This is a genomic window from Petrimonas sulfuriphila, assembly GCA_038561985.1.
Classification (GTDB): domain Bacteria; phylum Bacteroidota; class Bacteroidia; order Bacteroidales; family Dysgonomonadaceae; genus Petrimonas; species Petrimonas sulfuriphila.
Genome location: CP073276.1, coordinates 2,374,791 through 2,388,298, shown reverse-complemented (window position 1 = coordinate 2,388,298; position 13,508 = coordinate 2,374,791). Strand labels below are relative to the sequence as shown.

9 protein-coding genes are annotated in these 13,508 nt (G+C 46.6%); 5 read left to right on the top strand and 4 right to left on the bottom strand.

Going from position 1 to position 13,508, the window contains the following annotated elements:
- Positions 1 to 13 precede the first annotated feature (13 nt).
- From lpxA to KCV26_09990, 3 genes are all read left to right on the top strand, one after another.
- Positions 14 to 802: an acyl-ACP--UDP-N-acetylglucosamine O-acyltransferase gene (lpxA, locus tag KCV26_10000; protein WZX35656.1), complete on the top strand. Its 789-nt coding sequence runs from the start codon at positions 14 to 16 to the stop codon at positions 800 to 802.
- A gap of 6 nt (positions 803 to 808) precedes the next feature.
- Complete coding sequence (locus KCV26_09995) at positions 809 to 1,831, top strand: agmatine deiminase family protein (GenBank protein ID WZX35655.1); 1,023 nt, start codon at positions 809 to 811, stop codon at positions 1,829 to 1,831.
- Between the two features lie 61 nt (positions 1,832 to 1,892).
- Positions 1,893 to 2,765: a carbon-nitrogen hydrolase gene (locus KCV26_09990; protein WZX35654.1), complete on the top strand. Its 873-nt coding sequence runs from the start codon at positions 1,893 to 1,895 to the stop codon at positions 2,763 to 2,765.
- A gap of 66 nt (positions 2,766 to 2,831) precedes the next feature.
- On the opposite strand, the gene KCV26_09985 is transcribed toward KCV26_09990, so the two are convergent.
- From KCV26_09985 to KCV26_09970, 4 genes are all read right to left on the bottom strand, one after another.
- Complete coding sequence (locus tag KCV26_09985; protein ID WZX35653.1) at positions 2,832 to 4,052, bottom strand: NADP-dependent isocitrate dehydrogenase; 1,221 nt, start codon at positions 4,050 to 4,052, stop codon at positions 2,832 to 2,834.
- A gap of 1 nt (position 4,053) precedes the next feature.
- The gene (locus KCV26_09980; GenBank protein ID WZX35652.1) at positions 4,054 to 5,412 is read right to left on the bottom strand and encodes a citrate synthase; all 1,359 of its coding nucleotides are present in this window, start codon (positions 5,410 to 5,412) and stop codon (positions 4,054 to 4,056) included.
- Positions 5,413 to 5,508: 96 nt separating this feature from the next.
- Positions 5,509 to 6,765, bottom strand: a complete 1,257-nt coding sequence (icd, locus tag KCV26_09975; GenBank protein ID WZX35651.1) for an NADP-dependent isocitrate dehydrogenase — start codon at positions 6,763 to 6,765, stop codon at positions 5,509 to 5,511.
- A 13-nt stretch (positions 6,766 to 6,778) separates the two neighbouring features.
- Entirely contained in the window at positions 6,779 to 9,031 is a 2,253-nt protein-coding gene (locus KCV26_09970; GenBank protein ID WZX35650.1) for an aconitate hydratase, read from the bottom strand.
- Between the two features lie 177 nt (positions 9,032 to 9,208).
- Between KCV26_09970 and KCV26_09965 the strand changes: the two genes are divergently transcribed.
- Together KCV26_09965 and KCV26_09960 are read left to right on the top strand one after the other, a co-directional pair.
- On the top strand, positions 9,209 to 11,224 hold the full coding sequence (locus KCV26_09965) for an oligopeptide transporter, OPT family (GenBank protein ID WZX35649.1): 2,016 nt from the start codon (positions 9,209 to 9,211) through the stop codon (positions 11,222 to 11,224).
- Between the two features lie 24 nt (positions 11,225 to 11,248).
- A complete protein-coding gene (locus KCV26_09960; GenBank protein WZX35648.1) occupies positions 11,249 to 13,456 on the top strand; it encodes a GH92 family glycosyl hydrolase in 2,208 nt (735 codons plus the stop codon).
- The last annotated feature ends 52 nt before the right edge of the window (positions 13,457 to 13,508 follow it).

Sequence of the window (13,508 nt, the reverse complement as noted above, 5' to 3'; positions counted from 1 at the left end):
TGCTCAATAAGTTATGAGTAATATATCTTCACTGGCATTTGTTCATCCCGAAGCCCAAATAGGCAAAGACGTTGTCATTGAACCCTTCGCATACATCGACAGAAATGTTGAAATTGGTGAGGGAACAGTTGTAATGCCATATGCAACCGTTCTTTTTGGTGCACGTATCGGGAAGAATTGCACCATTTTTCCGCACGCTACCATTTCCGCTATTCCGCAGGACCTGAAATTCAGGGGTGAAGAATCGTTAGCCATTATTGGCGACAGAACTTCAGTCCGCGAATGTGTAACTGTGAATCGCGGCACAGCGTCACGGGGAGAAACAGCAGTTGGCAGCGACTGCCTGTTAATGGCATACAGTCACGTGGCACACGATTGTGTATTAAAAGATTTCGTCATCCTGGGAAATGCCACGCAACTGGCCGGAGAAGTAGAAATTGACGATTACGCTATTCTCAGCGGCGGGACACTTGTACATCAGTTTTCACGAATTGGTGCGCACACGATGATACAGGGTGGTTCCAAAGTTCCGAAAGATATCCCCCCCTATACTATGGTCGGCCGCGAACCACTTACTTATGTAGGTTTGAATTTTGTTGGGTTACGACGCAGGGGATTTTCAAGCGAAGTGATAAATTCCATCCAGGATGTATACAGGTATCTGTATTTAGCTGGATACAACACCACACAGGCGCTGGAAAGAATTGAGAACGAATTGCCGGAAACGAAAGAGCGAAATCATATCATTGATTTCGTCAAAAATTCGTCCCGCGGAATTATTCGCGGAAATATGGAAGGATAAAAATCGATGAACAACGTTGTTTTTCCGCCGGAATGGTATCCGCAGAGCGGTGTGTTGGTCACTTGGCCTCACGCCGGTACTGACTGGTTCGACACCTTGGAGGAAGTTACGGAATGTTATGTGACATTTTCGAAAGAAATTCTGAAAAGGGAAAAGCTGCTAGTCGTATGCCCGGAAGAAGACGAGGTTGTGAAACATTTCACGCCTCAAGAACGTAAAAATCTTATTACGTCGGAACTGAAAAGCAACGATACCTGGTCGCGTGACCACGGTGCTATTTCGGTTTTTATCAATGGAAAACCAATGCTTTTCGATTTCGGTTTTAACGGTTGGGGACTTAAGTTTGCCGCCAACCACGATAATCAAATCACACAACATCTTTTCCGTCAAGAAGAATTCAAACCCGAGGTTCAATATACAAGCAAGAAAAGATTTATTCTGGAAGGCGGTTCAATAGAATCGAACGGAAAGGGAACTTTGCTTACCACATCGCAATGCCTGATGGCCCCTAACCGCAATCAGCCAATGATGCTGGAGGAGATTGACGAGTACCTGAAATCAACATTCGGGGTGCATCGGATTTTGTGGCTCAACCACGGTTATTTGGCCGGAGACGACACCGACAGCCACGTGGATACACTTGCCCGATTTTGCGACGAACAGACTATCGCATACGTAAAATGTGACGATAAAACCGACGAGCATTTCGATGAACTCAAGCGTATGGAAAATGAACTGGGATCGTTCAAAACCACCGAAGGGAAGCCTTACAGGTTAATTCCGCTACCCATGGCGGATGCTGTGTATCATGACGGCTATAGACTTCCCGCCACTTACGCCAATTTTCTGATTATCAACGATGCTGTTTTAATGCCTACTTATGCATCCGCAAAAGACGAAATGGCAAAAAAACAACTGCAAAAGGCATTTCCCTATCGTGAAATAATCGGCGTCGATTGTCTGCCTTTGATCAAGCAACACGGCTCACTCCACTGTGTAACGATGCAATTTCCGAAAGGTTTTATTTGATTTAGGATTTACTATTCTTCCGCCGGCGCCAAGCGGATTTTTTCTACCAATCAGACAACATATGAAAATCGGAATAATACAACAAGCCAACACGACAGACAGAAACGAGAACGTTTCGCGATTGCAGTCAAAAATCCGCGACTTAGTATCGAAAGGAGCAGACCTAATTGTGTTACAAGAATTGCATAACGGACTGTACTTTTGTCAGACCGAAGAGACGGGTATATTCGACCAGGCAGAGACCATTCCGGGCCCTTCCACCCATTCATTTGGCCAACTGGCAAAAGAGCTGGGAGTGGTTATCCTGTTATCTCTTTTCGAAAAACGGGCTCCTGGGCTGTATCACAATACAGCTGTGGTCATTGAAAAAGATGGAACAATAGCCGGAAAATACCGCAAAATGCATATACCCGACGATCCGGCCTATTACGAAAAATTTTATTTCACTCCCGGTGATTTGGGTTTTAACCCCATAGATACATCGGTGGGAAAACTTGGTGTGCTGGTCTGCTGGGACCAATGGTATCCCGAGGCTGCCCGAATGATGGCTTTAGCGGGAGCAGAAGTGCTCATCTACCCCACCGCTATCGGCTATGAGTCCTCCGATACCGAAGACGAAAAGAATCGTCAACGTGAAGCGTGGATCACTGTTCAGCGCGGGCACGCCGTAGCAAACGGCATTCCAGTAATTGCGGTGAACCGTACCGGTTACGAACCTGACCCATCGGGCCAGACTCGCGGGATTTCATTCTGGGGAAACAGCTTTATCTGCGGACCACAAGGTGAGTTCCTATTTCAGGCAGCAGAAGGTGAAATAACTCAGGTTGTTGAAATAGATAAAACCCGCACCGAAAACGTCCGTCGCTGGTGGCCTTTCCTTCGCGATCGCCGCATCGATGAGTACGGGGAATTGACACGACGGTTCAGGGATTAACAAAAACGGCTCCGCGACGTTATTCCGCGTGAGCCGTTCTATCTGATAACCTGAAAACTACGTATATCAATTTAATTTTTTATCCAGATTGCGCTTTAGCGCAGCCAGGAAATCCTGCGTATTCAGGTATTTTCCTTTCACATCATCGCCATATACCAGTACTGCCAGGTCTTTGGTCATTTCTCCGTTCTCAACGGTTTCCACACACACCTGTTCCAGCTTTTGACAGAAATCAATAAGTTCTTGGTTGCCATCAAGCTTTCCTCTGTGTTCCAAACCGCGAGTCCACGCAAAGATTGATGCGATCGGATTGGTGCTGGTTTCCTTGCCTTGCTGATGCTGACGATAATGGCGTGTTACCGTTCCGTGTGCAGCTTCAGCTTCCACTGTACGTCCGTCGGGTGTTACCAAAACCGAAGACATCATTCCCAGCGATCCGAAACCCTGTGCTACGGTATCCGACTGTACATCGCCGTCGTAATTCTTACAGGCCCACACAAAACCACCGTTCCATTTCATCGCTGATGCCACCATGTCATCGATCAGCCGATGCTCATAGGTAATCCCGGCTTCCTGAAACAACTCCCTGAACTCATTCTCATACACTTCCTGGAAAATATCCTTGAAGCGACCATCGTATGCCTTCAGAATAGTATTTTTAGTGGACATATATAGCGGATACTTTTTCGTGAGCGCCATTTGAAATGACGAACGGGCAAATCCATAAATCGATTCATCGGTATTGAACATGGCCATGGCCACTCCGTCTCCTTCGAAGTTGTAAACCTCCCATTCTTGCACGTCACCATTTTCAGCGGTAAAAGTAAGTTTCAGCTTACCTTTCCCTTTGACAATCTTATCCGTGGCACGATACTGGTCACCAAACGCATGACGCCCGATAATGATCGGTTGCGTCCAGCCCGGAACGTACCGCGGGATATTGGAACAAACAATGGGTTCACGGAAAACCGTCCCTCCAACGATGTTCCGGATAGTTCCGTTGGGAGACTTCCACATATGCTTTAATCCAAACTCTTTAACCCGCACTTCATCGGGCGTGATGGTAGCACACTTGACGCCCACGTTATATTTTTTGATAGCTTCTGCAGCCTCAACTGTAACCTGGTCATGGGTAGCATCCCGGTTCTGAATACTCAAATCGTAATATTTTATATCTACATCGAGGTACGGCAATATCAACTGCTGCTTGATAAACGACCAGATAATCCGAGTCATCTCATCGCCATCGATTTCCACAATAGGATTTTGTACTTTTATCTTCGTCATTTTACGTTCTGTCTTTCATCGGTATAAAATCCTGTAACGGACGTACGTTTTTGTATGCAGGACGTATAATTCTTTTGCTGGAGAAATTCAGTTCTTCAATACGATGCGCTGTCCAGCCCACAATACGCGCCATGGCGAAAATTGGTGTAAATACTTCTTCGGGAAGACCGATAGCGTCATAGACAAAACCGGAATAATAATCTACGTTGATACACGTACGTTGTTTAGCTCCTTGTTTTTTGTAATTAAGGAACACTTCCACGCCGCGTTCTTCGATCAACTCCATAAATGCGAATTCGTTCTCACGTCCCTTTTCTTTTGCCAGCTCACGTGCCATCTCCTTAAGCAACCCCGCACGCGGGTCACTGATAGTATAAACAGCGTGTCCTATACCGTAAATAAGCCCTGTCTTGTCATATGCTTCTTTATTCAGTACTTGGGTAAGGTAAGCATCTATTTCGCCAACATCTTTCCAGTCTTTGATATTTTTTTTCATATCTGCGAGCATACCGTTTACTTTCACGTTTGCCCCACCGTGAAGCGGACCTTTCAGTGATCCAATACCGGCAGCAACTGCTGAATAAGTGTCGGTTTCCGTAGAACTGGTCACACGCACCGAAAAAGTAGAGTTGTTACCCCCACCGTGATCGGCGTGCAGGATAAGCGCGAGATCAAGAATTTTCACATCCAGTTCGGTATATTTTCCGGGACCTTTCATCATATAAAGAAAGTTTTCGGCCACCGAATAATTTTCATAGGGATGGCGAACGTGTAAGGAACGTCCCTGTTGATCATGACGCAGTACTTGATAAGCCAGAGCAATAATGGTCGGAAATTTTGCTATCAGATTGATTGATTGATGAATCAAGTTGTCGGGAGAAATATCATCGGGATCCTGGTCATATGTATAAAGCTCCAGTACACTCCGGGCAAGGATATTCATGATGTTCTTCCCTTGCAACGACAAAATATTCATCGTTGCTGTGTGATTAAGAGGCATAGTCTGTGCTAGAAGGCTTGAAAAAGCCTGGAGGTTCTCTTTGTTCGGCAATTTTCCCGATAAAAGCAGGTAAGCCGTTTCTTCAAATCCAAGACGATTGTCTGCCTGAAGGCCGTGTACCAGGTCTTCAACATCAATACCCCGATAAAACAATTTGCCTGGGATAGGCTTCAGGGTTCCATCTTCCTGGCGCTCATAACCAACTACATCGCCCACCCGGGTAAGCCCGGCAAGCACACCGGAATGATCTTCGTTACGAAGTCCGCGCTTCACACCCATTTTGGTAAAAAGATCCTTATCGATATTGCTTGTTACTGCTATCGAGTCTGATAACACCTTAATCAATTGCTTGTTATCCATTATTGTTATTATTTTAATTTATTGGTTTTATTGTGCTTCGGTTATTTCTGTAATTGTAACAGTATTTTACCTGTTTTTGTTTGAACAACGTAGAAACTAAAGTGAATTTATTACTTCTGACGCAAACTCAGAAGTGGATAATGCCTTTCCGTTTTCCATAAACCGGGCCAGGTCGGAAGTAGCGTATCCTTTTTCAAACAGGTTTTCCAGAGATTTTGTGATAAGGCTGCCCGCTTCATTCCAGCCAATATATTCCAGCATCATCACACCCGAAAGCAACATTGAACAAGGATTCGCCTTGTTCTTACCTGCAATATCGGGTGCGGTTCCGTGCGTAGCTTCAAAAATAGCATGCCCGGTTATGTAATTGATGTTTGCCCCGGGAGCAATACCTATACCACCAACCATAGCGGCAAGCTGATCGGAGATATAGTCTCCGTTCAGGTTCAGCGTAGCTACCACAGCGTATTCTTCGGGTTTCAGCAATGTATTTTGCAAGAATGCGTCAGCAATAACGTCTTTAATGAAAACTTTTCCGTTTTCCATAGCCTTGTTATATGCTGCAACTGCTTCTTCCAAGCCTCTTTCGGTTTTTATTTTATTGAAAATATTTTCCGTGAAAACCTGATCAGCAAATTCTCTTTCGGCGAGTGCATATCCCCATTTTTTGAATCCTCCTTCGGTAAACTTCATGATGTTCCCTTTGTGAACCAGGGTAACCGATGGCAGTTTGTTCCTTATAGCGTACTCAATGGCTGAACGCACCAAACGCTCGGTACCTTCCACCGATACAGGCTTGACACCTATGGAGGTGGTTTCAGGAAAACGGATTTTAGCAACTCCCATCTCCTCCTTCAGAAATTTCAGGACTTTCTCAACCTCGGGAGTTCCGGCATTCCATTCGATTCCGGCATAGATATCCTCCGTGTTTTCCCGGAAAATAGTAACGTGAACCTTTTCAGGATGAAGCAGGGGGGTGGCTACTCCTTTGAACCACCGTACTGGCCGCAGACAGACGTATAAATCAAGTTCCTGTCGTAACGCAACGTTCAAGGAACGAATCCCCTCCCCTACGGGTGTAGTGAGCGGCCCTTTGATTCCTACCCGGTATTTTCGAAAAGCCTCCATGGTCTCCGCGGGGAGCCAGGTCCCAAGCTTGTTGTAGGCTTTTTCACCTGCAAGAACTTCTTTCCATTCAATTTTCCGTTTTCCGTTGTAGGATTTCTCAACCGCTTTATCGATGATTTTCCTGACGGAAGCTGTGATCTCCTTTCCGATTCCGTCACCCTCGATAAAGGGAATGACAGGATTATCGGGAAAGGACGAAAGGGTTATCTTCTGTGGGTTATCCATTTTATCAAAAAATTTACATCATCCCGTTCAATGCACTGCCGGCCTTGAACCAGCCAATCTGTTGTTCATTGTAGGTGTGGGCAGCTTCAAACTCATCCGTAGAGCCATCAGCGTGATGAAGAACAACTTTCAGGTTTCTTCCCGGGGTAAAACCGGTTAAACCTACGATGCTGATTCTGTCCTTTTCCTGCACTTTGTTGTAATCCTCCTTATCAACAAACGTAAGCGCAAGCATTCCTTGTTTTTTGAGATTTGTTTCATGGATACGGGCAAACGACTTTACCAGAATCACTTTCACGTTCAAGTGACGGGGTTCCATAGCCGCATGTTCGCGACTGCTGCCTTCACCGTAGTTTTCCTCGGCAACCACGACAGACCCCAGTCCTTCTGCCTTGAATTTCCGGGCCAACGCAGGAACCTCCGTGTATTGTAACGTTACAGGATCAAGAGTTTTATTGGTCTCGTCATTGAATGCATTTACGGCACCAATAAGCATATTGTCGGAAATATTGTCCAAATGTCCGCGGAAGCGAAGCCAGGGGCCGGCCATCGAAATATGGTCAGTTGTACATTTTCCTTTTACCTTTATCAAAAGCGGAAGCTCTTCGTAATCCTTGCCATTCCATGGCTCAAAAGGCTCCAGTTTCTGTAAACGGTTCGACTGCGGATTAATGCTTACCTCTATTTTACTGCCGTCTTCCGATGGAGGCAGGTAGCCGGCATCTTCCACCGCAAAGCCTCTCGGGGGCATCTCAAACCCAACGGGTTCGGCCAGTTTCACTTGCTCACCCTTGGAGTTGGTAAGCGTGTCCGTAAGCGGATTAAATGTTAAATCTCCGGCAATGGTGAGCGCCGCCACCAGTTCTGGCGAAGTTACAAAAGCATGGGTATTGGGATTTCCATCGTTCCGTTTGGCGAAATTCCGGTTGAATGAAGTAACGATTGAGTTTGAGCGCTCCGATTTCTCGTCGGTACGCTTCCATTGTCCGATGCACGGGCCACAGGCATTCGCCATAATTACCGCTCCTGCATCTTCGAATTCCTGTAAAATCCCATCACGTTCCGCGGTATACCGGACCTGTTCCGATCCGGGGTTGATAATGAATCTGGCGTTTACACTTAACCCTTCTTCTTTGGCTTTTCTTACGATATGCGCAGCCCGCGTAAGGTCTTCGTACGACGAATTGGTACAGGAGCCGATTAATCCCACTTCCATTTTCCGGGGATAGCCTTTTTCTTTCACTTCTTGGGCAAACTCAGAAATGGGGAAAGCAGCATCAGGGGTGAAAGGGCCGTTGATGTGCGGTTCCAATTCAGACAGGTTGATTTCGATGACTTGGTCGTAATAGCTTCCCGGGTTGTTGGCTGTTTCTGGATCGGCCTGCAGGTAAGGGGTAATTTTCCGGGCTTCATCGGCCACTTCCTTCCTGCCTGTCCCTTCGAGATAGGCAGCCGATTTTTCATCAAACGGAAAAATGGAAGTAGTTGCTCCTACTTCGGCCCCCATATTACAAATAGTACCTTTTCCGGTCGCAGAAAGTGTTGAAGTCCCTTCACCGAAATACTCGATGATGGCGTTTGTACCTCCTTTTACGGTCAGGATACCGGCAAGCTTGAGGATCACGTCTTTCGGCGATGCCCAGCCCGACAATCTCCCGGTCAGCTTCACGCCGATAAGTTTCGGCATTTTCAACTCCCACGGCAATCCGGCCATAACATCCACGGCATCAGCTCCTCCAACACCTATAGCAATCATTCCCAAGCCACCTGCGTTGGGCGTATGCGAATCGGTACCCACCATCATCCCTCCCGGGAAAGCATAATTTTCAAGCACAACCTGGTGAATAATTCCTGCTCCCGGCTTCCAAAAACCGATTCCATACTTGTTGGAAACATCGCGCAGGAAGTTAAACACCTCCTCATTGGTAACCTTTGCTGTATGTAAGTCGGTTTCCGCATTTTTATATGCCTGAATCAAGTGATCGCAGTGTACTGTTGACGGTACAGCAACGTTTTTCCGGCCCGAGTTCATCAATTGCAATAATGCCATTTGCGCAGTTGCATCCTGCATGGCTACCCTGTCGGGAGCGAAATTAACGTAATCTTCGGCGCGCCTGAATTTTTCCAGCGTTACTCCAGGCGAAAGGTGCGCAAATAAAATTTTTTCTGTTAACGTTAACGGACGGCCTAATTTCTGTTTTGCCTGCGTTATTTTTTCGGGAAGCTGACCGTATACCTCACGGATCATGTCGATATCAAAAATCATAGAAATAAAATGGGTATAATGTGATTTATAATGCGATGACTGGCGTTTCAACAATTTAAGGTACGAAATGTTCGAAACAGGCGTCAAAAAAATCAAAACAGTTTCTAACTGAATATTTCACAGATTTTTTGTATTTTCGTGCCATTCATCGCATCATTAAAATAAAAATAAGAAACCATGCAATCAAATAAAGATGACAAACAGCCGGTTAGCTTGCCTGAAAACGCTTACTCAGAGCTTAAGGAAGGTGAGGAGTACAAACCGGTATTACCTGCGGACAGGGCAATCAAAGAAATCACACCCTGGTCTGTAGGAATGGGATTACTGATGGCCATAATCTTTTCAGCAGCGGCAGCCTATTCCGGATTGAAAATCGGACAGGTTTTTGAAGCAGCCATTCCTATTTCCATTATAGCCGTAGGCGCGTCGGCAGCTTTGCGAAAAAAGAACGCACTGGGGCAAAACGTAATTATCCAATCCATCGGAGCTTCATCGGGAGTGATCGTTGCCGGGGCTGTTTTTACCATTCCAGGACTCTACATTCTGCAGGCCAAGTATCCTGAGATTCAGGTGGACTTCTGGCAGATTTTCTTTTCATCGCTCTTCGGTGGATTTTTGGGAATACTGTTTCTTATCCCTTTCAGAAAATACTTTGTAAAAGAGATGCACGGCAAGTTGCCGTTTCCTGAAGCTACGGCGACAACCGAAATTCTGATGACAGGCGAAAAAGGAGGCAATCAAGCCAAACTACTGGTAACAAGTGGTTTGATCGGAGGACTGTTCGACTTCTGCTTTTCGGCCTTGCGCTTGTGGAGCGAAGAGATATCCACACGCATCATTCCTGCCGGGGCCCTGCTGGCTGAAAAGTTCAAAATGGTACTGAAGTTCAACGTCAGCGCACTTATTTTCAGTTTCGGCTATCTTGTAGGATTACGTTACGCCCTTATCATTACGGTTGGGTCTTTGCTTTCTTGGCTTGTACTCATACCCCTGGTAAACGAGATAGGAGCCTTGGCGGCAGCAAACGGAGGAATGAACCCATTCGCGGCAATGTCTGCAGAAGAAATTTTTGCCGTCTACGTACGTCCGATAGGTATTGGCGCCATTGCCATGGCGGGGATTATCGGAATTATCAAATCGTCGGGAGTTATCGGAAACGCTTTTAAACTGGCCATGGGAAGTAAAAAAGGAAAAATCCACGACAGGGAACTCAGGGGAGAACGCACGCAACGCGATCTGAAGATGTCGTTTGTCATGTTGTTCCTGTTTTTGACACTTGTTGCTGTTTTTATATTCCTGCTCGCCGGCGTTAAGGTCACTCTTGTTCAGGCTATTGTAGCGCTGATCACCATAACCGTCATCTCGTTCCTGTTCACTACGGTTGCTGCCAACGCAATCGCCATTGTAGGGACCAATCCCGTTTCGGGAATGACCCTGATGACCCTGATCCTTTCATCGGTAATCCTTGTTGCCGTAGGGTTGAAAGGATGGCAGGGAATGGTCAGCGGGCTAATTATCGGAGGTATTGTCTGTACCGCACTTTCAATGGCAGGCGGTTTCGTGACCGACCTGAAAATCGGGTACTGGATTGGGACAACTCCTGCCAAACAGGAATCGTTTAAGTTCCTGGGAACGCTGGTTTCCGCCGCTACCGTCGGAGCCGTAATATTTATTCTGAACGAGGCGTACGGATTTGTCGCAACTGAAACGCACACCAACCCGATGGTGGCACCGCAGGCCAACGCTATGGCCGCCATTATCGAACCCTTGATGTCCGGTTCGGGTGTCAGCTGGATGTTGCTGGGAATCGGCGCGGTCATCTCTATTCTCATCAACTGGCTGAACATATCCCCGTTGGCGTTTGCGCTCGGGATGTTTATCCCGCTACCGTTAAACACACCGCTTGTAGTGGGGGGATTACTCAACCACTGGATCAGCAAACGTTCAAAAGATCCGGTGCTCAACAATGCCCGCCATCAACGTGCGATACTTATTGCATCGGGTTTTATAGCGGGCGCTGCACTGTTCGGCGTTATCGGCGCACTGGTCATTTTTGTTACAGGCAATGGGAATGCACTCAACTTGCGTATTTGGGAAGACCCGCACGGCACAGGAGCTCAGGTTACTGCTTTGATCGCTTTCACCGCGCTGATCACTTATTTTGTCTGGGAAGCCATGAGGGCGAAGAAATGAACTGAAATAAAGAACAACAAGACAATGAAAAAAATTCTTTTTTGTGTGACGGCAGCCGTGTTGGCTGTTGCCTGCACACAACAAAAACAAGGTATAAAGACCGATGAATCCGATTACACCAAGTACGTGAATCCATTTATCGGGACAGCTTTTACCGGCCATACATTTCCCGGGGCAACCTATCCTCTGGGAATGATTCAGGCCGGACCGCAAACCGGCAATTTTTCGTGGGCATACTGCTCGGGATACTTCTACGAGGATTCGCTGATTCAGGGATTTACACAAAACCGATTAAACGGAACCGGATGCGTAGATCTGGGAGATTTGCTGGTACAACCGTTTTCGGGAGAGAAGCGGGATAGTTTTGACAGCCGTTTCGACAAAGCTACGGAAAAAGCTTCTCCCGGATATTATGCCGTACAACTTTTGGATAACGAAGTGAACGTAGAGATTACGGCGTCGCCACACGTTGCTTTTCACAAATATGCTTTTCCTAAAGGGAAAGCGGCCAATATCCTCGCCGATTTTCAAAGCGGACTGGTGTGGCAGGACGCTCGTTTTCACACACACGTGCTTGATAATGAAGTAACCTTCGAAAGTGACCGGGTAATTTCGGGTTTTACGAGACGGACGGAATGGGTGGAACGGATTTATTACTTTGTAATCGAATTTGACAAACCAATTGTAACCAAAGAAGAACTTCCGAAACGTAGTCCGCTTGAAAAATCGTCACGCTACGTTCTTACGTTCGACATGCACAACGCCGATACGCTAAACATGAAAATTGGGATGTCGTCTGCAAGCGTGGAAGGAGCAAAAGCCAACCTGGCAGCCGAAGTTCCAGGCTGGGATTTCGAATCGGTGCTGCAGGATGCAAAAAAGGGATGGAACAGCTACCTGGCAAAAGTAAAAATAGAGGGATCGGAAGACGATAAAGTGAACTTCTATACATCGATGTATCACCTGTATATTCAACCCAACAACATTGCCGATGTGGATGGGAAATATACGGGTCCGAGCCGTAAAGTGTCGCAATCACCCAACGGAAAATACTATTCCACGTGGTCGCAGTGGGATACTTTCCGTGCAGCCTTTCCCATGTATACCATCCTCACCCCTGAACTTATACCCGATTTTGTGAACTCAATGCTCGACTACAGCGAGCAGCAGGGGCATCTGCCTATCTGGTCGTTGTGGGGACAGGAAACTTACACCATGATCGGGAACCATTCTGTTCCGATGATCGTAGATGCTTACCTGAAAGGGTTTACGGGATTCGATGCTGAACGGGCCTATAACGAAATAAAGAAATCCATTACCGAAAGTAAACACTATAAGTCTGATTGGGATATATACGACAAATTCGGATATTATCCGTATGATCTGATCAAGGTAGAGTCGGTTTCCCGTACACTCGAATGTGGATTCGACGACTATTGCATGGCTGTTTTTGCAGAAAAACTGGGCAAAACGGAGGATGCTGCTTTTTTCAGAAAACGGGCCGATTATTACAAAAATCACTACGACAAAGCGACCAACTCCATGCGTCCGAAAGACTCAAAAGGGAAATGGCTTACGCCTTTCGATCCGTATGCACTGGCGCACGCAGATTCAAATGTCGGCGGACATTACACCGAAGGAAACGCCCTCCAATACACGTGGCATGTGATGCAAGATATTCCGGGATTAATTGAATGGATGGGCGGAAAGGAAAAGGCAGGTGAAGTGCTGGATTATCTGTTCAACACCGAGCAGGAATCGACCGGAACGCTATCAGACGTAACGGGACTTATCGGACAATATGCACACGGAAACGAGCCGAGTCACCACGTAGCCTACATTTACCCCTACCTCGACCGTCCCGGGGAAACGCAACGCCTCGTACGGAAGATCTGCACCGATTTTTACAAGAACAAACCCGATGGACTTATCGGGAACGATGATTGCGGGCAAATGTCGGCCTGGTATATGTTCTCGGCAATGGGTTTTTATCCGGTAAACCCCGTAAGCGGCGAGTTTGTGCTGGGCGCCCCACAAGTTACTTCGGCAAGCCTTGATATAGGCAACGGCAAATGGTTTACGATGGAGGCCAAAAACCTGTCGAAAGAAAACCTCTACGTCGAGAAAGTGGAACTTAACGGAAAGCCGTACGGCAAGAGAACCATTACGTATAAGGACATAATGGACGGAAGTTCATTGGTGTTTTATATGACAAGTGAAGTTAAAAAGTAATAAGTTTTATCTGTTGTGTATTTAGTAAAAATTAATTGGGGTGTTGTTTCTG

What these genes read in the sequence shown, in the direction of transcription:
- KCV26_09995 (WZX35655.1), top strand. Translation starts at nt 809, where the DNA reads ATGAACAACGTTGTTTTTCCGCCGGAATGGTATCCGCAGAGCGGTGTG.
- lpxA (WZX35656.1), top strand. Translation starts at nt 14, where the DNA reads ATGAGTAATATATCTTCACTGGCATTTGTTCATCCCGAAGCCCAAATA.
- icd (WZX35651.1), bottom strand. Translation starts at nt 6,765, where the DNA reads ATGGATAACCCACAGAAGATAACCCTTTCGTCCTTTCCCGATAATCCT.
- KCV26_09990 (WZX35654.1), top strand. Translation starts at nt 1,893, where the DNA reads ATGAAAATCGGAATAATACAACAAGCCAACACGACAGACAGAAACGAG.
- KCV26_09965 (WZX35649.1), top strand. Translation starts at nt 9,209, where the DNA reads ATGCAATCAAATAAAGATGACAAACAGCCGGTTAGCTTGCCTGAAAAC.
- KCV26_09980 (WZX35652.1), bottom strand. Translation starts at nt 5,412, where the DNA reads ATGGATAACAAGCAATTGATTAAGGTGTTATCAGACTCGATAGCAGTA.
- KCV26_09985 (WZX35653.1), bottom strand. Translation starts at nt 4,052, where the DNA reads ATGACGAAGATAAAAGTACAAAATCCTATTGTGGAAATCGATGGCGAT.
- KCV26_09970 (WZX35650.1), bottom strand. Translation starts at nt 9,031, where the DNA reads ATGATTTTTGATATCGACATGATCCGTGAGGTATACGGTCAGCTTCCC.
- KCV26_09960 (WZX35648.1), top strand. Translation starts at nt 11,249, where the DNA reads ATGAAAAAAATTCTTTTTTGTGTGACGGCAGCCGTGTTGGCTGTTGCC.